Origin of the sequence: Kitasatospora sp. NBC_00240, assembly GCF_026342405.1 — a bacterium.
Classification (GTDB): domain Bacteria; phylum Actinomycetota; class Actinomycetes; order Streptomycetales; family Streptomycetaceae; genus Kitasatospora.
Genome location: NZ_JAPEMU010000001.1, coordinates 7053242 through 7074202, shown reverse-complemented (window position 1 = coordinate 7074202; position 20961 = coordinate 7053242). Strand labels below are relative to the sequence as shown.

Genomic DNA, 20961 nt, shown 5'->3' with positions numbered 1-20961 from the left:
GGCTAGAGCTCCTTGGTGACGGTGCGGACGGCGTCCAGGAAGGCGTCGTTCTCGGCGGGGGTGCCCGCGGTGACGCGCAGTTGCCCGGGAACGCCGTTGTCGCGGATCAGCACGCCGAGGTCGAGGAGCGCCCGCCAGACGGCGTGCTGGTCCTCGAAGGTGCCGAACTGGATGAAGTTGGCGTCGGAGTCGGTGACGTCCAGGCCGAGGCCGCGCAGCGCGTCGACGAGGCGGTCCCGCTCGGCCTTGAGCCGCTCGACGTACCCGAGCAGGGTGTCGGTGTGCTCCAGGCAGGCCAGCGCGGTGGCCTGGGTGACGGCCGACAGGTGGTACGGCAGCCGGACCAGCTGGACGGCGTCCACCACGGCCTTGTCCGCGGCCAGGTAGCCCAGCCGCAGGCCGGCCGCGCCGAAGGCCTTGGACATGGTGCGGGTGACCACCATCAGCGGGCGGCCGGCCAGCAGCGGCAGCAGCGAGTCGCGGTGCGAGAACTCGACGTACGCCTCGTCCACGACCACCATGGTCGGCTTGACGGCCTGCGCGGCGTCGTACAGCGCGAGCACGGTGGCGGCGGCGACGGCGGTGCCGGTCGGGTTGTTCGGCGAGCAGATGAACAGCACGTCCGGGCGGTGCTCGGCGAGGGCGGCGACGGCCGCCTCCACGTCGATGGTGAAGTCGGCGCGGCGCGGGCCGGCGATCCACCGGGTGCCGGTGCCACGCGAGATCAGCTCGTGCATCTGGTACGAGGGCTCGAAGCCGAGCGCGCTGCGGCCGGGCCCGCCGAAGGTCTGCAGCAGCTGCTGGATGATCTCGTTGGAGCCGTTCGCCGCCCAGACCTGCTCCAGGGACCGCTCGAACCCGGTGGTGCGGGTCAGGTAGCGGGCCAGCTCGGTGCGCAGCTCGACGGCGTCGCGGTCCGGGTAGCGGTTGAGGTTCCGGGCCGCCTCGGCGACCCGCTCGGCGATCCGGGCCACCAGCGGCTCGGGCAGCTGGTACGGGTTCTCGTTGGTGTTCAGCTGGACGGGGACGTCGAGCTGCGGCGCGCCGTACGGGGACTGGCCGCGTAGTTCGTCCCGTACGGGCAGGTCGTCGATCTTCACGTTCCGGGAACCGTCCAGTCGAAGCGGGCGCGGATGGCGTCGCCGTGACCCGGGAGGTCCTCGGCGTTTGCGAGGTTCACCACGTGCGCGGCGACATCCGCCAGCGCCTCGCGGGAGTAGTCCACGACGTGGATGCCGCGCAGGAAGGACTGCACGGACAGGCCCGAGGAGTGGCAGGCGCAGCCGCCGGTGGGCAGCACGTGGTTGGAGCCGGCCGCGTAGTCGCCCAGCGAGACGGGCGCGTACGGGCCGATGAAGATCGCCCCGGCGTTGCGGACCCGGGCGGCGACCGCGCGGGCGTCACGGGTCTGGATCTCCAGGTGCTCGGCCGCGTAGGCGTTGACCACCGCGAGACCCTGCTCGACGTCGTCGACCAGCACGATGCCGGACTGCCGGCCGCCGAGCGCCTCGGTGACCCGCTCGCGGTGCTTGGTGGCCGCGACCTGGGCCTTCAGCTCGGTCTCGACCGCGTCGGCGAGCGCCAGGGAGTCGGTGACCAGCACCGAGGCGGCCATCGGGTCGTGCTCGGCCTGGCTGATCAGGTCCGCGGCGACGTCGCGCGGGGAGGCGCTGTCGTCGGCGAGGACGGCGATCTCGGTCGGGCCGGCCTCGGCGTCGATGCCGATCCGTCCCTTGAGCAGGCGCTTCGCGGCGGCGACGTAGATGTTGCCGGGGCCGGTCACCAGGTTCACCGGGCGGCACTCCTCGGTGCCGTACGCGAACATCGCGACCGCCTGTGCGCCGCCGACGGAGTACACCTCGGTGACGCCGAGCAGCGCGCAGGCCGCCAGGATCGTCGGGTGCACGGCGCCCCCGAAGTCCTTCTGCGGCGGGGAGGTGACGGCGATGCCCGGCACCCCCGCCTCCTGCGCGGGGACGACGTTCATCACCACGGAGGACGGGTAGACGGCCAGGCCGCCCGGCACGTACAGGCCGACCCGGTCGACCGGCACCCAGCGCTCGGAGACGGTGCCGCCGGGGACCACCTGGACGGTGTGGTCGGTGCGGCGCTGCTCGCGGTGCACCAGGCGGGCGCGGCGGATCGACTCCTCCAGCGCGGCGCGGACCTTCGGGTCCAGCGTCTCCAGCGCGGCGGTGATGTCCGCCTCGGGGACCCGGGTGGAGGCCAGCCTCACCCCGTCGAAGCGCTCGGTGATCTCGACCAGCGCCGCGACCCCGCGATGGCGTACGTCCTCGCAGATCGGCCGCACCTTCTCCAGGGCGGCCTCCACGTCGAACTCGGCACGGGGCAGCAGGTCACGCGGGTCCTCAAGGGAGCCGCGGAGGTCGATTCGAGAGATCACGCCACCCAGTGTAAGGAGTGGCCGGAACAGGCGGCCGCGCATTTCAGTCCGTGATACGAAAGCCGAGACGGCCGGGGATCTTGGGGGGACGCATCGTGGAGCAGGCGCCGGAGGACTGGACACCGGTGGAGCAGGGACTGTGGGAGGCGTTCCGGCAGGGCGTGGTCTACAACCTCGCGACCCGGACCGGGGAGCGCCTCGGCGCGCCGGGATCGAACCAGGAGCTGGACGGCCCCGCCGAACGGGACGACGTCTTCGGCGACGCTCCCTGGGGGCCGGAGCGGACGGTCCGCGCCGAGGTGATCGCCCGGCTGCTGCTGGACGGCCCGGCCCCGATACCCGGCCGGGTGGCCGCCCTGAAGCTGACCGGCGCCCAGGTCACCGGGCCGTTGGTGCTGGCCGGCGGCACCATCACCCACTACGTCGAGATGCACGACTGCCGGTTCGCGAACAAGCTGCTGATGTCCGAGGCCCGGGCCGGCACGCTGCGCTTCGTCACCTGCCTGATCCCGCGGATCGAGGCCTCCCGGCTGGCCACCGAGGGCGACCTGCACCTGGCCCGCTGCCGGATACCCGACGGCATCCGGCTCACCGACGCCCGGATCGGCACCGACCTGCTGCTGAACCAGGCCGTCGTCGGCGCCGACCGGTTCGGCCGCTCACTCTCCGCCGACGGCATGAGCATCCACCAGGACTTCGAGGCCGACCGGCTGGAGTCCACCGGCGAGCTGAGCCTGCGCACCGCCCGGATCGGCGGCCGGCTCTCGCTGCGCGGCGCCCAGCTGCGCAGCACCCCGCAGAGCTCCACCTGCCTCAACGCGGTGCGGCTGTCCGTCGGCCACACCCTCTACCTGACCAGCTCGGCGGACGGCGGCTGGAACGGCTCCCGCACCTACTACGGCTCCGGCTACGGCGAGAGCCCGCCGCCCGGGTCGCCGAGCACGCCGTTCCGGGCGTACGGCAAGGTCCGGCTCTCCGACTCCAGGTTCGAGAGCGCCTGTCTGATCTCCGGCGAGTTCCATCTGGGCCCGGGCCAGGAGCTCTCGCTGAGCCGGATCCACACGCCCGAGCTGCGCTTCGCCTGCCGGATGCCGCCGACCGGCAAGGTCTCGCTCTCCCGCGCCCGGGTCGGCAACCTGGTCGACGCCCCGGCCAGCTGGCCGGCGGGCAAGCACCTGGGCCTGACCGGCTTCACCTACGAGGTGCTGCGCCCGCTGGCGCCGTTCAGCGTCCAGCAGCGGATCGCCTGGCTGGAGAGCGCCTCCGTCGACTTCCAGCCGGAGTCGTACGAACAGCTGGCCGCCGCCCTGCGCCGGGACGGCGCCGACGACGACGCCCGCGAGGTGCTGTACGCCAAGCAGCGCCGCCGGCACGCCACCCTGCCGCTGCCCAGCCGGGTCTGGGGCCGCGTCCAGGAGGCCACCGTCGGCTACGGCTACCGGCCCGGGCGGGCCGCGCTGTGGCTGCTGCTGGCCTGGCTGCTCGGCACCCTGTTCTTCCAGCAGCACCCGCCGGAGCCGCTCAAGGCCGACGAGCGGCCGCACTGGAACGCGGCGCTCTACACCCTCGGGCAGCTGCTGCCGGTGGTCGACCTCGGGCAGAGCGGCTGGAACCCGGCCGGGGCCGGCCAGTGGGTCACCGCCGGCCTGGTGACGGTGGGCTGGGTGCTGGCGACCACGGTGGTGGCGGGTGCCACGCGGCTGCTGCAACGCGGCTGAACGGCGGTCCCGGGGGCGCGCGGCCCTTAACCTGGGCGCGCGTGGCGCCCTCGGGCAACTACGCTGAGCGCCGTGACAGAACGGCTGCCGCTCTTCCCGCTCAACTCGGTGCTCTACCCGGGCCTGGTGCTGCCCCTCAACGTCTTCGAGGAGCGCTACCGCCGTCTCGTCGCCGACCTGCTGGCGCTGCCCGAGGACCAGCCCCGCCGGTTCGGGGTGCTCGCGATCAAGGACGGCCGGGAGGTCTCCCCCGTCCGCGAGAACGACGGCCCGGCCGGTCCGCTGGACGGCCTGGGCACCGTCACCGGCGACCCGCTGGAGGCCCTGCACCACATCGGCTGCGTCGCGGACGTGGCCTCCGTCCAGCCGCAGCCCGACGGCCGGTACGAGCTGCTGGTCACCGGCACCACCCGGTTCTGGCTGCGCAGCGTCGACACCGGCGGGCCGTACCTGACCGGTGAGATCGAGACGATCGAGGAGGACCAGGGTGAGGGCGCCGGGGCCCTCGCCGCGGGTGTGGAGCGGGCCTTCCGCACGTACCAGAAGCGGCTGGCGGGCGCCCGGGAGGCCAGCATCGCCGGCGAGCAGGAGCTGCCGGCCGACCCGCAGGTGCTCTCGTACCTGGTGGCGGCGGCCTCCGTCTTCGACACCCCGGTCAAGCAGCGGCTGCTCGCCTGCCCGGACACCGCCCAGCGGCTGACCGCCGAGCTGGAGCTGCTGCGCCGCGAGGCCGCGGTACTGGCGTGGCTGCCCTCGCTGCCGGCCGTCGACCTGACCCGGCAGTCCTTCAGCCCGAACTGACCGGGCGGCCCGGGCGGCCCTGGCCGGTACCCGGGCGGCCGGGACGGTACCGCGGCCGAGCTGCCCGCTGCCCGCTGCCCGCTGCCCGCTGCCCGTAGAACGACCCGGAACGACCGCAAGGGAAGGGCCGCGATGGCCAAGAAGGCGAAGAAGGGCGGGCAGGGCACGCCCGCGACGGTGGCCCTGGAGAACGCCGGTGTGCCGTTCACCGTGCACGCCTACGAGCACGACCCGGCGGCCGCCACCTACGGCGGCGAGGCGGCCGAGCTGCTGGGCGTCCCGGCGGACCAGGTCTTCAAGACACTGGTCGCCGACGTCGACGGGACCCTCACCGTCGGTGTCGTGCCGGTCTCCGGGAAGCTCGACCTGAAGGCGCTGGCCGCCGCCGTCGGCGGCAAGCGCGCCGCGATGGCCGAGCCGGCCGCCGCCGAGCGCAGCAGCGGCTACGTGCTGGGCGGCATCTCCCCGCTGGGCCAGCGCCGCCCGCTGCGCACCGTGCTGGACGACACCGTCCTGGCCCACCCGACGGTGTACGTCTCGGCGGGCCGGCGCGGGCTGGAGGTCGAACTCGCCCCGGCCGACCTGGTGGCACTGACGAAGGCGCTGACGGCCCCGATCGGCCGTTAGGGCGGCCGGCCCCGGCCGCCGGACCGGAACCCGGACACGCCGACGGCCCCCGGCCGCCGGAGGGCGGGCAGGGGCCGTCGGGGGTGGATCAGGCCGGCGGGGCCGGACGCTCGCGCCGCTCGGTCGGCGCACGGTCGGCGACCGGCTGCCCGACGGGCTTGTCGAACGACGGGGGGGCCGGTGCGGGTGCGGGCGCCTCGAAGGGCCGGTCCGCGGGCGGCGGTGCGTCGGTCGCTGCGGGCGCGTCGAGGGGCGTGGGCCCGGGGACCGGGGTGACACCGTCCGCCGGGGGCGCGTGATCGGGCTCGGACGCGGGCCAGTAAGCCCCCTCCCAGTACGGCGGCGGGTCCTGCTCGCGCTTCCCGAAGGCCGCCGACAGCGCCAGCAGCAGCACCATCGCCGTCATCGGCCAGACCAGCAGTGCGCCCTTGGCCCCCAGCCGGAGAGCGTCGGTGAACTGGTGACCGTCACCCACCTGGCGGGCGTGCGCGATCACGTCGGCGGTCGGGCCGAGCCGGATGCCGAGCCGCCAGGCGATCAGCGAACCGGCCAGCCCGCCGACGGTCAGCCCGATCGCCACCGCGATCCCGCCGCCCCGGCGCCGGGTCAGCAGGAAGGCCCCCAGCGCGGTGACCACACCCGCACCCAGGCCGATCAGGGCGAAGACGGCGTCCGCACCGGCGCGCTGCTCGCCCTCGGGGTCGGCGTACAGGATCCGGTTGCCCTTGACGAGCAGCGGCACCTGCGGGGCCAGCCAGACCCAGAGCCCGGCCATCACGAAGCCGAGCAGGAGGCAGACGAGCACCGTCAGCCCCCCGATCCGCAGCTCCGGCAGCAGCGGTCGCCGGGGCGCCCGCTCGGCCTTCTCCAGGACCGGCAGCGCCCCGTAGGGGTACGCGGCCGGGGCGGGGGGCTGGCCGGAGGTGCCCTGGAGCGCGGGCGTCGCGGCGCTCCCGGCGGCGTCCGCGGCGGGGCTCGCGAGCTCCCCGGCGGGGACCTTGCCGGGATCCGGAGGTGTGTTCGGTACGGTCACCCGGCCATCGTTTCACGATCGGCCGCGCGGAGGGGGTGCGGCCCACGCCCCGGGCGGGCCGCCGGCGCGCGGTAGGGCCCCCGCACGCCCCCGGGGCGGGTCACTCCCCGGGGAAGGCAACGCCCAGGTCATGACGAACGCCGTCCAGGACCTGCATGATGCGCAGGGTCTCGGCGAGCGGCATCAGGTCGGACTCCAGGCGCCCGGCGCTGATGCACCGAGCCGCTTCGGCGGCCTGGTAGCACAGGCCCCCGGCACGCTGCGGGGGGACGAACGCGTCGATCAGCTCGTTGTCCCGGCCGATGAGACGGACCCCGGCCGGTCCGTAGAAGGGGCCCTCGATCTCCAGACGGGCGTGCGTCCCCGAGATCGACGCCGTGGTCGGGGTGCGGGCGAAGAGAGTCGTGTTCAGCACCCCGTGGGCCCGGGACCCGGTGGTGACCACGATCGACGCCTGGCCGTCGACACCGGTGAAGGCCTTGGTGCCGACCGCCGTGACCGAGGCGAACGGCCCCAGCACCATCGAGGCGAAGGAGACCGGGTAGATGCCGAGATCCAGGAGGGCCCCGCCCGCCAGCTCGGGTGCGAAGAGACGGGGTGTCACGTCGGGATCCATCTGCTGTCCGTGGTCGGCCGTCACGGTGTGCACCTCGCCGAGCAGGCCGGAGTCGAGCACCTGGCGGACCACGTCGATGTGCGGCAGGAACCGCGTCCACATCGCCTCCATCAGGAACACCCCCCGCTTCCGGGCGGCTTCGATCAACTGCTCGGCCTCGCGGGCGTTGCGGGTGAACGCCTTCTCCACGAGGACGTGCCGGCCCGCCTCGATCGCCTGCATGGCCTGCTCGAAGTGGCCCGAGTGCGGCGACGCGACGTAGACGATGTCCACGTCGTCGTCCTCGACGAGTTCGGCGTAGCTCCCGTAGGCCTTCGGGACGGCGAACCGGTCGGCGAAGGCGCGGGCCCGGCCGGCGTCACGCGAGCCGACCGCCACGACATTCTGCGCGGTGTGCTTCTGCAGGGCCTCCACGAACTGGGCCGCGATCCAGCCCGGTGCCACCACCCCCCAGTTCAGCGCGGGCGCCTCACGGGGGGAGGGGGTCCGCGGCGCGGGCAGCACCGTGCCCGCCGCCTCGTCTGCGATGACCGGCCAGTCCTGCGTCATGGGATTCCTCTCGGTCGACCTGGGAAGGCGATGCGCGCGGGAACAGCGGCGGAGCTCCGGGCCCGCCGCGGGGGGCCTTCGCCCCGGTCCGCGGGGCGAACACCCGGCGCCCGTTCCGTTGAAGGCTCCGCGTGAGCCTGGGCGGAAGCCGGGCCCGCCTCCCCCCAGCGGACGGCAGTCCGAGGAGGAGGCGGGTCGCCGTCGTTCCCATCGCGCAATCGATTGCGCTACGGTACGCCGAGAGCGCCGCAGCCTGTCAAGCCGTCTCCCGTCGCGGCTCGCCGCACCACCCCGTCGGATCAAGCCGAGGAGCCCGCCTTGTCGCCCTTCCTCACCCAGCCCGCCCGGCGGCGTCATGGCTGTTGACCGACGCCCACCGGTGACCTACCGACAGCGCGGACCGTCCCCGCAGGTCAGGTGGTCTCGCGCAGGACGAGCTGGGTGCGCAGGGCCACCTGCGACGTGCTGCTCCGGCCCCCGATCCGCTCCAGCAGCAGGCGCCCGCAGGTCGCTCCCACCTCGTAGGCGGGATAGCGGATCGTGGAGAGCCTGGGGCGCACCAGGGAGGCGATCTCGATGTCGTCATGACCGATCAGCGCCAGGTCGGACGGGATCGTGAGGCCCATCTGCTCCGCGGCCTCCAGTGCGCCGACGGCGGTGCGGTCGTTGACGCAGGCGATCGCCGTGGGCGGCGTCCTGCGGCTCATCAGCCTGCGCAGTCCTTCGGCGCCGGCTTCGCGGGTGTGCTTCCCGCGGACGATCCGGCCGGCCGGCAGGTCCAGCCCGTGCCGTGCGGCGGCGGCGCGGTACAGCTCAAGACGGGGGTCGCCGGCGGGTGTGCCCGCCGGCCCGGCCAGCATGCCGAGCCGCTCGTGCCCCTGCTGGGCGAGGTGGGCGACCGCCTGGTCGATGGCCTCGTGGGAGTCGGCGCGCACCAGGTCCAGACTGCCCGGGCCGACGTCGGAACTGACCACGACCGGGACACCCGCCGCCCGGACGGCGTCGAAGTCCTCCGGGACCAGCCACTGCGGCGTGATCACCACTCCGTCGAGCCGGCGCTGGACCACGTCGTCGAGGTGGAGCAGCTCCTCGGCCCGGTCCGCGTTCGTGTTGCAGACGACGACGTGGTACCGCCCCGGGCGCATCGTGTCCTGCAGGCCGCGGGCCAGCTGCGCGTAGAACGGGTTCGCGATGTCCGGAACGATCAGCGCCACGGTGCTCGACCGCTTGGTGCGCAGGCTCTGTGCCACGGTGTTCAGCCGGAACCCCAGCTCCACGACGGCCTGCTGCACCGCCTCCCGCTTGTCGGGGGCCACCGCCCGCTTGCCGCTCAGCACGTAGGAGACGGTGGTGACCGAAACCCCTGCGGCGCGAGCAACATCGCTCATCGTCACCGACTGCTGATCCATTCGGGGCCCTCCTCCCGCGACCGGGCGCTGCCGGCGCTGCCGGCCCTGCCGAAGGCATCGGCAGGCGTCACAGGTTACGACCTGGTGCAATCGATTGCACATTCTCGGCGGCCGACGTCCCGGCCCGACTCCCCTCGTGTCGACTCCCATCGTGTCGACTCCCCTCGTGTCGGCTCCCCTCGTGTCGGCTCCCCTCCTGCCGGATCACCGGCGCCGGGGCGATCCCCGCCGCCTCGGCCAGCAGGGCGGCGGCCCGGCGCCCGGCCCGCACGGCGTGGTCGGCCGTGCTGGGCAGGCAGCGGTCGCGCTCCGGGACGTACGCGGTCATCACCACGCCGGCGTGGTCGCTGTCGACCTCGTCGAGCGTCACCGGCCGGCCACGACCGGCCAGGACGGCGTGCAGTTCGCGTGAGCGCCGGACGTCCACCACCTGGTCGGCGGTGCCGTGCAGCAGCCGGATCGGTACCCACGGCACCGAGTCGGCGCGGCCGCTGTCGAGGACCTCGGTCGGAGCGGTGCCGGTGATCGGCGCGGGGGTGCCGTACGCGCCGGCGATGCCCACCACCGACCGCGGCTGCCAGCCGTCGAGCGCGGCGGGGTCGAGGGCGGCGGCCACGGCGGCCTTGGCGCCCAGCGACCATCCGGCCAGCACGATGTTCCGGTCGTCCCCGCCGAAGTCCGCGGCGCGCCGGCGGGCGAAGGCCACCGAATCCCGCAGGTGCGCACTGCCGCCGTCCGGGGCGTCGGAGCGCCAGTCAGGCACCAGGACGACCAGGCCCAGCGCGGCGGCGGCCCGGGCGAGCGGCGCGAGGACTTCCCGCTCGTCGGGTCCCCGGCCGTGCCAGAGCAGCACCACCGGCGCGGGCCCCGGCGCGACGGCCGGGCGGTACACGTCCAGCTGCTGACCGCTCCCGCCGTAGCCCAGCCCGGTCGTCACATCGATGTCCGCGGTCACGGCACCGCCCCCGTCTTCCTGGTACCGGCGCCATGCGCGCCCGGGCGCACCCCACGCCCCGGGACAGCACGCTACCCGCCGGCACCGCCGCCCCGGTCGGGGCCTCCGGGTACGGGTCCGGCTCGTACGGGGCGGACCCGGGCGGAAGCCGGCGCGGGACTAGCGGGTGGTGGCCCGGCGGTAGGCCAGGGTCGCGGCGGCCAGCGAGACCAGGCCGACGCCCGCGCAGACCGCGAGGTCCCCGGCCACCGCCGCCCAGTCCGGGCTCGCGCTGAAGGTCCGGGCGAAGGCCTCGACCCCGTACGTCGAGGGCAGCAGGTCGCGCAGCCACAGCACCGGCTGCGGCAGGCGCTCCACCGGCAGCACGCCGAGCAGCAGCGCCGCCGACATGCCGAGCTGGCCGAGCAAAGTGGCGATCTCCTGGCGCGGCGCGAGCAGCCCGCAGACCGCGCCCAGGCCGGACAGGGCCGCCCCGGCCAGCGGGACCACCAGCAGCAGCACCCACAGGTGGGCGGCCGGCAGGGCGAACATCCAGGCCCCCACGCCGGCGGTGACCAGCGCGCCCGGCAGCGTGAACGAGGCGTACGCGGCGGCGGCGCCGAGCACCACCGAGGCCGCCGGCACCGGCAGCGTCGCGTAGTGGTCCAGCCCGCCGGTGGCCCGCAGCCGTCCGAAGTACTGGGAGAGCAGGTTGAGCGCGACGAAGGCCACCACCAGCACGCTGGAGCCGGCCACCACGGTGTGCGCGGCGGCGTTGTCCCCGGGGTCGACGACGCCGCGCATCATCACCAGGATGCCGAGCGACTGGAAGGTCGCCACGAAGAGCAGCGGGATCCGCGCCACCTTGGCCCGGGCCAGCTGGGCCCGGTAGACGGCGGCCAGCGCGGGCAGCAGCCGGGCGGCCGGCGCCAGCGGGGCGGGGGCGGCGGGCGGCGGGCCCGCGGTGGTGTGCGGCGGGGCGGACAGCAGGGTCACTTGGCCAGGCCTCCGTGACGGCCGCCCAGCTTGAGGTACGCGTCCTCAAGGCTCGGGGTGGCCAGGGTGAAGTCGTCCAGGGCGGCGAAGGCCGGGCCGGTGGTGACGGCGGCGACCAGTTCGCGGGCCTGCTCGGGGCTGGTGCGGACGGTCCAGCGGCGGCCGGTGCGCTCGGCGCGCTCGGCGAGCCGGGCGACGGCCGGCACCTCCATGGGTGCCTCGGTGCGCCAGACCAGATCGAGCCGGACGTCGCCGTCGACCAGGGCCTTGAGGCCGCCGGGCGTGTCGCAGGCGATCACCCGGCCCTCGTCCACCACCGCGACGCGGTCGAGCACGGTCTCCGCCTCGATCACGTTGTGGGTGACCAGCAGGACGGTCACCCCGTGCTCGGCCCGGCGCCGGTCGACGGCGGACCAGACGGACCGCCGGGCGACCGGGTCCATGCCGGTGGTCGGCTCGTCCAGGACGAGCAGCGGCCGCTCCCCGACCAGCGCCGCCGCGAAGCAGGCCAGCCGGCGCTGGCCGCCGGAGAGCTTGGCGAGCGGCCGGCCGGCGATGCCCTCCAGGCCCAGCTCGGTGAGCACGTCGGCGGCCTGCGAGCGGGCCTGCGCGCGGCCGAGGCCGCGCAGCCGGCCGGTGGTCTCGGCGGCCAGGGAGACGGTCAGCTCGTCGAGCGCGCTGGACTCCTGGCCGAGGTAGGCGAGCAGCCGCGCGGCCCGTTCGGGATGGCGCACCACGTCGTGGCCGAGGATGTCGACGCTGCCGCTGTCCGGGCGCAGCAGCCCGGTGAGCTGGCGGACCAGGGTGGACTTGCCGGCCCCGTTGGGACCGAGCAGCCCGAACACCTCGCCCTGGCGGATGTCCAGGCTGATGCCGTCGTTGGCGCGGATCGTGCCGGCGCCGGCGCCCCGGCCCGCGGGGTACGTCTTCACCAGGTCGCGCACGGCGCAGCACTGCCCGGCACGCCGGCCCGGCGTACCGGCGGCCTCGCCCTGGGGCGCGGCGCGTGGTGCCCGCCGGTCGGTCTCGCTCACGAGCGAAGACTCTACGCGCTGGGGGGCCAGAACCGGACAAGGGGGCCCGATCCGGCTACGACCGGGCGGGCGCGGCGGGGCGGCGGCGGCCGGCGGTGGGCTCCGGCCCGACCGGCCGGGCCGGACCAGTGCCCGCCGGGCCGGATCAGTCGTCGCCGGGCCGGAGCCCATCGCCGGGCCGGATCAGTCGTCGACGACGATCAGGTCGCCGCCGGGAACGCGGGTGGCGAGCTCCTTCCAGAAGCCGGCCCGGATCGCGTACCGGTCGTGCTCGTCGATCTGGTCGTCCTTGTGGGCGAGCAGGCCGAAGCGGGCCGCGTAGCGGAGCAGTTCGCCGTCCACCCGGTGCGGGATGCGCGGGTAGTCGGGCCAGAGCACGGTGAGCCGCTCGACGTCGCCGAGGCGTTCCGTCCAGCGCCGGGCGAAGACCTGACCGACCTCGTGGGCGTCGCCGCCGATGGTGGTGATGTCCTCCTCGCGGTCGGCCCAGCGCTGCTCGGCGGTGGTCAGCTGGGCGAGGGTGGGCAGGGCGTCGCCGGGGGTGGCGCTGTCCCCGCCGGGCCGGTCGACCCAGCCCCGGTCGGAGGACCAGCGCAGCACCGGGCCGGTGTGCGGCTGGGCGGAGGGCGCCGCGGCGGCCGGCGCGCGGCCGGCCAGGTCCTTGGGGGTGGGGACGACCTTCAGCCCGTTCACGGCCATCGCCGGCCCGGCGACGGCCGGCCCGGGAACGCCGGCGCCGGCCATCCGCTGGCCCACCATCGCCGAGCCGGCCATCGCGGCGGCCGGGCGCGGGCGGGCCGGGGCGGGCGGCGCGGTGGTGGGCGGGCGGACGGCCGCGGGCGGCGCGGCGAGGATCTTGGCGATCTCCGGACGGGGCCCGGGGGCGGGGAAGGCGGGGACGTTCTCCCGGGGGCCGACCCAGCGCTCGATCCACTCGCGGTCCAGCACCCGCCGCTCGTCGGCCTCGCCGACCAGGTCCTCGGACTGGTTGAAGTCCCCGTCGGCGGCCTGCAGCGCCCACAGGTGCACCACCACGCCGTGCTCCTTGGCGGACATCATGCCCGGCAGCAGATCGCCGTCGCCGGTGATCAGCACGACGTCGGCGCAGGCCCGGTTGCGGGCCAGCTCGGAGAGCTCGGCGTGCATCGCGGCGTCCACGCCCTTCTGCACCCAGCGGCCCTCCGCCCGGGTCAGCGCCCCCAGCCGGACGGTGACCCTGGGCAGCACCCGCAGCCGGCGGTGCTCGGGCATCGGCCGGCGGTCGGGGGCGGCGTCGAACCAGTAGATGCGCAGCAGGGGCAGCCCGGTCTCCTCCTCGGCGCGTTCGCGCAGCGCGGCGATCAGGGCGGTGTGGTCCACCGTCACCCGCGAGCGGGACGGGTCCCCGGCGAGCAGGCTGGCGGCGGCGCCCAGCAGGTATCCGGCATCCACCAGGACGACACAGCGGTCCACGTCCGCACCTCTTTCCGGTCGGCCCCGGGTACGGCGCCGCCGGGCCGGCAGCACCTGGCGGGCGCGGTCCGCCCAGCGCTCGGGCAGCGGGCCCGGCGCGCGGCGTAGGGAGCAGTCTGCCCGACCGGCCCGGCCCGGGTACCCCGAACCACGCCGATCGCCCCGACCGGCCGCGCCCCTGCCCGCCCGATCGTTGGGGACTCCTTTACCCAGGCTTCGGACGGTGAACCTCCGCCGTCCACGCCCCGCCCCGCCCGCCCGCGCCCCGCGTACCGGCACGGCGCACAGCTCCGGCGCACGCCGGAGTGCCTCAGCGTCCCCACAGGTAGCCGCCCCCGGCGCCGTCCACGTGCACGATGTGCACCCCGACGCGTACGACCTGGCAGTCGCCCGCCCGCCAGGAGCCCGCCGGCCCCGCGCTGTCCGGCAGCGGGGTCCACACCTCGCGGAAGGTGCCGCCGTCCGGGTTGGTCCCGGTCTCCACCAGGTTCTCGCCGTCCCGCCGGAGCACCCCTTGGTCGTGTCCGGGCTCCCCCACCTGGTGGTGGAAGGTGACCAGCCCGCCGTCGTACGAGGTGACCCCGGCGAACCCCCGGCTGTCCGCGTAGTACTCCCCCGCCTGCAGCCAGACGACGTGCTCCCGTTCCACCAGCGGCCCGCCGTCGCGGCTGATGCCCCGGCGAAGCCAGGCGCCGTGCTCGGGGGGTCTCATCGGGTCTCCGATTCCGGCCTGGAACGGCGGGGCCGCCGGGTAGGTGCGGCCGGCCTCATCGCTGCCCTTCCTCCCGGATACGGCGGATCATCGCGGTAAGGCGTGGCGCCTCCGGTGAGGGCTGTTGGGCGTTGAAGTCCCGGTAGCCCCAGGAGCCGTACAGGGCCTGCACCTTGCCGTCCCCGGCGGACGGGTTGACCAGCAGGGTCACTCGTTCCTCCCCTCGACGGGCAAGGAGTTCGTCGTGGATGCGCCGCGCAAGTCCGGTGCCGCGCCAGGGCCCGCGGACGCCGATCTCCTTGAGCGCGGCGGTCGGGATGTCCGTGAATCCGTCAGGGAGCGGTTCCGCCATCCGCGTCCACCATCGGTCGGCCACGGCCAGGGTGTTCGCGTAGGCGTAGCCCACCGGCTCGCCGTCCGCATAGCCGATGACGACACCCCAGCCGGGCTCGCCCGCATGCCGGTCCAGTCGCTCGGCGAAGGTCGGCACGGCGTAGTTCGGCAGGTGCAGCAGCGGCGCCCGGACGTCCGCGTAGGTGTCGATCAGTGCCTGTCGGGCTGGGGCGATCTGCTGGAAGTGGCGTAGTTCGAGGCTGCCGGTCACGCGGTGGACCTCCCCTTGTCGTGGCTGTAGTCGGTCCAGATCCGGGCGGCCCGACTGTCACTACCGACAGTACGCAGACTCGCACCGAACCGGTCGAGCATCCCGGCGACCCTGGGATGGACCGAGAGGTCCGGTGGGATCTCCATCGCGGTGGCGACAGCCGGTTCGAGGTCGCCCTGACCCAGTTGGGCGCGGGCCAGCCGAGCGCTGGTGATCGCCCGGCTCCGCTGCATGTGGGGGCGGAGCAGGGCGAGACTGCGGTGGGCATGGGCCTCGGCGTCCTCGTACCGTCCCAGGGACAGACTCGCGGCGAGTGCGAGCGAGTCGAGTTCAGCCTGGTCGTAGTGGGCGGTGATCCAGAAGGGGCGGGTGACCTCCAAGTCCGCCCGGTCGAGCGCGTCCTGGGCCCGGCCCACCGAGCGCCGGACGGCGTTCGCATCGCCGGTGAGCCCGTGGATGGCGGCGTGGCGGGCATGACCGAGTGATGCGAACAGCGGGTCTCGACGGGCGATCGGAAGGTTTCGCGCCACGTCGTTGGCCGCGAGCGCGTCGGCCGGCCGGCCCAGGTGCCGGTAAAGGCTCCCGGCATGGGACCAGATGCGGAACTGGATCGCCGCGTCCCCGGACATCGCGGCGAGCCCGGCGGCGCGTTCGAGGTGCTGCTGGGCGGCGGCGAACCGGCGGCCGTCGATCGCGGCCCACATCGCGCTCGACATGAAGGACGCAGCACAGGCGTAGAGACCGGACCGGACGCGCTGGCTCGCGGTGCCGTGCCGTTGGAGCTCCATGGCCTCGTCGGCCAGAGCGGCGGCACGACTCTCGATGCTGCGGCGGCCCCCGTACTGGTGGTCACTCGCGATCACCTTGGCGAAGCGGGCGTTCAGTTGCCCGATGTCGCCCGAGCCGATCCGACGGGGCAGCCCTGCGGACGGCGCGGCCATGGCCAGAGTGGTGCCGCCCACGGCGGCGATGAATTGTCGTCGTCTCACGGCGCCCTCCGATGTTGCGGTGCCGGCCGTGCCGGGCCGGATGAATCCGAGGTCCGGACCAGTACACCCGAAGACGGCACCAAGCGCTGAGCGGATCTTGGCCGGAGGCCAACGAGTCCGGCCGGTGAGCCAGTTGTAGACCGTCCGCTCTGACACCGTGCCGGGACTCCCGGTGAGGGCGCCGATCTCGACGTTGACCAGGTGGGCCAGTTCAGACTGTGTCAGCCGCCGATCATCCATCTGACGGCGCAGAGCGAGGTTGCACCCCATGCGCCCAACGTAGCCCGGCGCTCACCGCGGATGCCTGGGGTCGCGCAATCGGAGAGTCAAGTTTTCCGGTCGGCCGTACCTGCCGAGTCGGGAGTTTTCCTGACCGGCCGACGCCGCAAGGTCGTTGACTGGATGAAGCCGACCGGGGCCGCGCACCGCACGAGCGGACCAGCGCGCAGGGCCGGGTGGCGCTGTCGTCGGCTGCCCGGGCGCCCCCTCGGCGCATGTCCCGACAGGCACCCCGATCGTGCGTACCCCAGGAGTTCCCGCCATGCCCGCAATGCCCAGCACCTCAGCGGCCCTCTACATCTGCTCCGGCGACGGTCCCGCGTCGAGAGACCTCTACACCGCCTGGTGCGAACGCCGGGTGCATTCCGACGGTTGGACTGTGGCCGCCGTGGTCACCGACCCCGATATCTCCACCCCGCTGGACCGGCGTTCCGGCTGGCGGGAGATCACCGGGCTGATCGGCGACCGCCGGATCGGCGGTGTGGTCACGTCGAGCCGGCTCATGCTGACCGATACGCCTCGGGCCTGGGCGCGGCTGACGGCCCTGCTCGCCGACCGGGGTGTGGCACTCGGCACCATCAACCAGCCGCTTCCCCGGCCGGCCGGGTCGGGCCCGGCCGTCGGAGTCGGACGGTGACCGGGCCGCGGGCGGTCCGCGCCTGGCGACTGGCGGCGGACAGCCCCACGACGGCGTGCGTCGGCGCCGCCAGGACCGCGGTCGCCGCAGCCGCGACGTCCTGGGGAGTCGGCGGCGAGGGGCTGGACGACCTGCTGTGCGTGGTGTCCGAACTGGTCGCCAACGCGGTCCGGCACGCCCCTGGCCCGCTGTCCGCCAGGGTGCGCTTCGCCCCGGACGGGACCCGGGTCCTGATCGAGGTCTCCGACACCGGCTCGTCGCTGCCCCGGCTGGTCGCGGGAGCCTCCGAGCTGTTCGCCGAGTCCGGTCGCGGGATGCTCATGGTCGCCGCCCTGGCGGAGCGTTGGGGCGCGCGACCGGACGACGGCGGCAAGACCGTCTGGTGCGAGCTGCTGCTTCCGGCCGCGCCGGCGGTACCCGGGCCGGGCCGGACGGTCCGGGCAGCCCGGGCAGCGGGCGTGGGCCGCCCGTGACAGCACGATGCCGGCCCCGGAACGGATCCCGGGGCCGGCGTCGGCCGGCGTCGGTCGGCCGCCGTACGGCGGGCGCCCGCCGGCGGACTCAGCCCAGCTCGGCCGCGACCAGCTCGGCGATCTGCACGGCGTTGAGGGCCGCGCCCTTGCGCAGGTTGTCGTTGGAGAGGAAGAGGGCGAGGCCGTTGTCGACGGTCTCGTCCACCCGGATCCGGCCCACGTAGGAGGCGTCCTTGCCGGCGGCCTGCAGCGGGGTGGGGATCTCGGAGAGCTCCACGCCGGGGGCGTCCTTCAGCAGCTCGTAGGCGCGCTCGACGCTGATCGGGCCGGCGAAGCGGGCGTTGATCTGCAGGGAGTGGCCGGAGAAGACCGGGACCCGGACGCAGGTGCCGGAGACCTTGAGCTCGGGGATGCCGAGGATCTTGCGGGACTCGTTGCGGAGCTTCTGCTCCTCGTCGGTCTCGAAGGAGCCGTCGTCCACCAGGTTGCCGGCCAGCGGCACCACGTTGAAGGCGATCGGACGCTGGTAGACGTTCGGCTCGGGGAACTCGACGGCCTCGCCGTCGTGGGTGAGGCGGTCGGCCTCGCCGACGACCTTGCTCGCCTGGGTGTGCAGCTCGGCGACGCCGGCCAGGCCGGAGCCGGAGACGGCCTGGTAGGTGGTGGCGACCAGGGCGGTCAGCCCCGCCTCCTCGTGCAGCGGGCGCAGCACGGGCATGGCGGCCATGGTGGTGCAGTTCGGGTTGGCGATGATGCCCTTGGGGCGGTTGGCGATCGCCTCCGGGTTGACCTCGGAGACCACCAGCGGGACCTCGGGGTCGCGGCGCCAGGCCGAGGAGTTGTCGATGACGACGGCGCCGGCCGCCGCCACCTTGGGGGCCAGCTCCTTGGAGGTGGAGCCGCCGGCCGAGAAGATCACGATGTCCAGGCCGCTGTAGTCGGCCGTGGCCGCGTCCTCGACGGTGATCTCGGTGTCCTGCCAGGGCAGCGTGCGCCCGGCCGAACGGGCCGATGCGAACAGCCGCAGCTGCTCCACCGGGAACGAGCGCTCTGCCAGGATGCCGCGCACCACGGCGCCTACCTGGCCGGTGGCCCCAACAATGCCGATCCTCATCCGACTACTCCTCCATCTGGATGTTCCTGCTGATCACAGCCGCACTCTGCCCATCATGCCCTGTACCCCGGCCGGGGCCGCCAGGCATTCCAAGGTGTGAACGGCGGGCGGCGTCGTCACCGGGTCAGGCGGTCCGCTCCGGCCAGGGCGACGGCGGTCTCGACCGGGCCGGCGGGCAGCAGCGGAAGCCGGACGTCCGGGGTGGGGATCCGGCCCTGGGCGTGCAGCGCGGCCTTGATCACCGTCGGGTTGGGGCCGGCGAAGGCGGCCTTGGCGAGGGCCGCGAGCTGGTGGCCGAGGACGCGGGCGCGGGCTGCTTCGCCGGCCTGCCAGGCGGCGGCGAGTTCGACGAAGCGGGTGGTGGCGAGGTGCGCCGAGGCCAGGATCCCGCCGGCGGCGCCGAGCGCGAGCAGCGGGGAGAGGAAGGCGTCGTCCCCGGCCAGGACGGCGAAGCCGGCGGGGGCGGAGCCGAGCAGTTCGACGGTGTCCTGGTCGATGCCGCCGACGGCGTACTTCACCCCGGCGATGCCGGGTACGGCGGCCAGCTCCAGCAGGGCGGCGGCGCTCAGCTGCTGCCCGGTGCGGTACGGGATGTGGTAGACGACCAGCGGGACGGGGCTGGCCTCGGCGAGGCGGCGGAAGTGCGCGATCACGCCGGCCTCGCCGGGGCGGGAGAACGCCGGGACGGTCACCATCGCGGCCGCCGCCTGCGGAGTGTCCTTGCCGAGGGCAAGCAGGGCCTCGGCGGCGCCCCGGGTGCCGGCGCCGCCGGTGCCGACGAGCAGGGTGGCGCCGCGTTCGCGGCAGACCGCGGCGACCACCTCGACGACGGTGCGCCGCTCGGTCTCGTCCAGGGCGCCCGCCTCGGCGGTGGTGCCGAGGGCGGCCAGGCCGGCGACGCCCTCGTCCAGGAGGCTGTGCGCCAGGGCCTCCAGGGCCGGCCGGGCGACCGTGCCGTCGGCGGCGAAGGGCGTGACGAGGGGGACGAAGATCCCCGTCAGCGGGATGTGCTGGTTCATGGTGATCAGCCTCGCCCGCACCTGACCGCCAGGTCCAGTTCATATTGCCGCCGACAACCGTAAGCTGAACCGATGCTCGATGTCCGGCGCCTGCGCCTGCTCAGGGAACTCGCCCACCGGGGCACCATCGCCGCGGTGGCGGAGGCGCTCGCCTTCAGTCCGTCCGCGGTCTCGCAGCAGTTGTCGGTCCTGGAGCGGGAGGCCGGGGTGCCGCTGCTGGAGCGCACCGGGCGGCGGGTCGCGCTGACGCCGGCGGGTCGGAACCTGGTCCGCCACGCCGAGGCGGTGCTGGAACGACTGGAACTGGCCGGCGCCGAACTGGCCGACGCCCGGCGGGGGTTGGCCGGATCGCTGCGGATCGGCACCTTCCCGTCGGCCGCCCGGGCGATCATCCCCGGCGCGCTGGTCGCGCTGGCCCGTGAACACCCGGGGCTGGAGCCGATGGTCGCCGAGATGGACCCGGCCCGGGTCGGCGACGCGCTGCGGGCCGGCGAGCTGGACGTGGCCCTGGTGCACGACTACGACTTCGTACCCGCGCCCCAGGAGCCGGGGCTGGCCACCGAGCCGCTGTTCAGCGAGGCGATGTACCTGGCGTCCCCGGCGGACGCCCGGCCGGCCGGGCCGGATCCGGTCGGCCGCTGGCGGGACTCGCCGTGGATCATGGGCACTCCCGGCACGCTCTGCCGGACGATGGCCGCCAGGGCCTGCGAGGCGGCCGGCTTCACGCCCCGGGTGCGCCACCAGGTCGACGAGTTCGCCACCGTGCTGGCCCTGGTGGCGGCCGGCCAGGGGGTCGCCCTGGTGCCCCGGCTGGGCGCCCCGGAGCAGCTCGCCGGCGTCACGCTCACCAGGCTGGGGATGTGCCGCCGTACCCGTACGGCGTTCCGCAGCGGCGCCGCCGCCCATCCCGCGGTGGCGGCCTTCACCGCCGCCCTGCGCACGGCGCTGCCGCCGGACCTGGACGAGGGCCCGCCGGCGCGGGCTCTCGCGCCCCTGAGCGCGCCCTGAGCGCGCCCGGCGCCCCCCCGGACCGCCCTGCACCGATCGGGCCGCCACCGCTCTTGATCACCTCGCCGCCGGTCACTAGCCTGCGCGCATGGCCGAATTGACGCAGCGATCCGAGCAGGCCCCGGGCTCCCACGGCCCCTTCGCGACCAGCGAGGTCGACCCTTCGCGGATCGGCCCGGTCCGCACCGAGTACGCGCCCGACCACGACGGCGATCCGGACCCGGGCGAAATCGTCTGGACCTGGGTCCCGTACGAGGAGAACGACGGCCGGGGCAAGGACCGCCCGGTGCTGGTGGTCGCCCGCGAGCCGGGCGGGACGCTGCTCACCGTGATGCTCTCCAGCAAGGCGCACACCGCGGACAGCGACTGGGTACCGATCGGCGCCGGGCCCTGGGACCGCACCGGACGCGACTCCTGGGTCTCGCTGGAGCGGGTGCTGCGGGTGCACGACGAGGGCATGCGCCGCGAGGCCTGCGCGCTCGACCGGGCCAGGTTCGACCTCGTCACCCACCGTCTGAAGCTCCGTTACCGCTGGAGCTGAGCCCACCCGCCC

The 20961-nt window shown here is 74.7% G+C and carries 21 protein-coding genes; 7 read left to right on the top strand and 14 right to left on the bottom strand.

The window, feature by feature from the left end; genetic code table 11:
* Positions 1-2: 2 nt before the first annotated feature.
* A complete protein-coding gene (locus tag OG689_RS30270; protein WP_266324025.1) occupies positions 3-1100 on the bottom strand; it encodes a histidinol-phosphate transaminase in 1098 nt (365 codons plus the stop codon).
* Positions 1097-2404 carry a histidinol dehydrogenase gene (hisD, locus tag OG689_RS30265; RefSeq protein WP_266324024.1) on the bottom strand — a complete coding sequence of 436 codons (1308 nt, stop codon included), beginning with the start codon at positions 2402-2404 and terminating at the stop codon, positions 1097-1099. Before hisD ends, OG689_RS30270 begins: the two co-directional genes overlap by 4 nt.
* Positions 2405-2499: 95 nt before the next feature.
* Between hisD and OG689_RS30260 the strand changes: the two genes are divergently transcribed.
* From OG689_RS30260 to ybaK, 3 genes are all read left to right on the top strand, one after another.
* On the top strand, positions 2500-4122 hold the full coding sequence (locus OG689_RS30260) for an oxidoreductase (protein ID WP_266324023.1): 1623 nt from the start codon (positions 2500-2502) through the stop codon (positions 4120-4122).
* A 72-nt stretch (positions 4123-4194) separates the two neighbouring features.
* On the top strand, positions 4195-4923 hold the full coding sequence (locus tag OG689_RS30255; protein ID WP_266324022.1) for an LON peptidase substrate-binding domain-containing protein: 729 nt from the start codon (positions 4195-4197) through the stop codon (positions 4921-4923).
* A gap of 132 nt (positions 4924-5055) precedes the next feature.
* Positions 5056-5550: a Cys-tRNA(Pro) deacylase gene (ybaK, locus tag OG689_RS30250; protein WP_266324021.1), complete on the top strand. Its 495-nt coding sequence runs from the start codon at positions 5056-5058 to the stop codon at positions 5548-5550.
* Between the two features lie 88 nt (positions 5551-5638).
* Here the strand turns inward: ybaK and OG689_RS30245 are convergent, their stop codons facing one another.
* From OG689_RS30245 to OG689_RS30200, 10 genes are all read right to left on the bottom strand, one after another.
* The gene (locus OG689_RS30245) at positions 5639-6583 is read right to left on the bottom strand and encodes an AAA family ATPase (protein ID WP_266324020.1); all 945 of its coding nucleotides are present in this window, start codon (positions 6581-6583) and stop codon (positions 5639-5641) included.
* A 100-nt stretch (positions 6584-6683) separates the two neighbouring features.
* Positions 6684-7748, bottom strand: coding sequence for a Gfo/Idh/MocA family protein (locus tag OG689_RS30240; RefSeq protein ID WP_266324019.1), 1065 nt, complete (start codon positions 7746-7748; stop codon positions 6684-6686).
* A gap of 413 nt (positions 7749-8161) precedes the next feature.
* Positions 8162-9157, bottom strand: a complete 996-nt coding sequence (locus OG689_RS30235; RefSeq protein WP_266324018.1) for a LacI family DNA-binding transcriptional regulator — start codon at positions 9155-9157, stop codon at positions 8162-8164.
* 67 nt (positions 9158-9224) lie between these two features.
* Positions 9225-10112, bottom strand: a complete 888-nt coding sequence (locus tag OG689_RS30230) for an alpha/beta fold hydrolase (protein WP_266324017.1) — start codon at positions 10110-10112, stop codon at positions 9225-9227.
* 159 nt (positions 10113-10271) lie between these two features.
* Positions 10272-11078 carry an ABC transporter permease gene (locus tag OG689_RS30225; protein ID WP_266327530.1) on the bottom strand — a complete coding sequence of 269 codons (807 nt, stop codon included), beginning with the start codon at positions 11076-11078 and terminating at the stop codon, positions 10272-10274.
* 5 nt (positions 11079-11083) lie between these two features.
* The gene (locus OG689_RS30220) at positions 11084-12031 is read right to left on the bottom strand and encodes an ABC transporter ATP-binding protein (RefSeq protein ID WP_266327528.1); all 948 of its coding nucleotides are present in this window, start codon (positions 12029-12031) and stop codon (positions 11084-11086) included.
* A gap of 273 nt (positions 12032-12304) precedes the next feature.
* Positions 12305-13573, bottom strand: a complete 1269-nt coding sequence (locus OG689_RS30215) for an NYN domain-containing protein (RefSeq protein WP_266324016.1) — start codon at positions 13571-13573, stop codon at positions 12305-12307.
* A 310-nt stretch (positions 13574-13883) separates the two neighbouring features.
* Positions 13884-14285, bottom strand: coding sequence for a hypothetical protein (locus OG689_RS30210; RefSeq protein WP_266324015.1), 402 nt, complete (start codon positions 14283-14285; stop codon positions 13884-13886).
* Positions 14286-14340: 55 nt separating this feature from the next.
* Complete coding sequence (locus OG689_RS30205; RefSeq protein WP_266324014.1) at positions 14341-14889, bottom strand: GNAT family N-acetyltransferase; 549 nt, start codon at positions 14887-14889, stop codon at positions 14341-14343.
* Positions 14886-15878 (bottom strand): hypothetical protein, encoded by a 993-nt coding sequence (locus OG689_RS30200; protein ID WP_266324013.1) that lies wholly within the window; start codon positions 15876-15878, stop codon positions 14886-14888. Before OG689_RS30200 ends, OG689_RS30205 begins: the two co-directional genes overlap by 4 nt.
* Positions 15879-16419: 541 nt before the next feature.
* Between OG689_RS30200 and OG689_RS30195 the strand changes: the two genes are divergently transcribed.
* A complete protein-coding gene (locus OG689_RS30195; RefSeq protein WP_266324012.1) occupies positions 16420-16794 on the top strand; it encodes a hypothetical protein in 375 nt (124 codons plus the stop codon).
* Positions 16791-17267, top strand: a complete 477-nt coding sequence (locus OG689_RS30190; RefSeq protein ID WP_266324011.1) for an ATP-binding protein — start codon at positions 16791-16793, stop codon at positions 17265-17267. Before OG689_RS30195 ends, OG689_RS30190 begins: the two co-directional genes overlap by 4 nt.
* 88 nt (positions 17268-17355) lie before the next feature.
* Here OG689_RS30190 and OG689_RS30185 read toward each other — a convergent pair whose 3' ends face one another.
* Positions 17356-18381 (bottom strand): aspartate-semialdehyde dehydrogenase, encoded by a 1026-nt coding sequence (locus OG689_RS30185; protein ID WP_266324010.1) that lies wholly within the window; start codon positions 18379-18381, stop codon positions 17356-17358.
* Between the two features lie 116 nt (positions 18382-18497).
* Entirely contained in the window at positions 18498-19400 is a 903-nt protein-coding gene (locus tag OG689_RS30180; RefSeq protein ID WP_266324009.1) for a dihydrodipicolinate synthase family protein, read from the bottom strand.
* Positions 19401-19472: 72 nt separating this feature from the next.
* Here OG689_RS30180 and OG689_RS30175 point away from each other — a divergent pair, with 72 nt between their 5' ends.
* Together OG689_RS30175 and OG689_RS30170 are read left to right on the top strand one after the other, a co-directional pair.
* Positions 19473-20408, top strand: a complete 936-nt coding sequence (locus OG689_RS30175) for a LysR family transcriptional regulator (RefSeq protein ID WP_266324008.1) — start codon at positions 19473-19475, stop codon at positions 20406-20408.
* A gap of 88 nt (positions 20409-20496) precedes the next feature.
* Complete coding sequence (locus OG689_RS30170; protein WP_266324007.1) at positions 20497-20949, top strand: type II toxin-antitoxin system PemK/MazF family toxin; 453 nt, start codon at positions 20497-20499, stop codon at positions 20947-20949.
* Positions 20950-20961 lie beyond the last annotated feature (12 nt).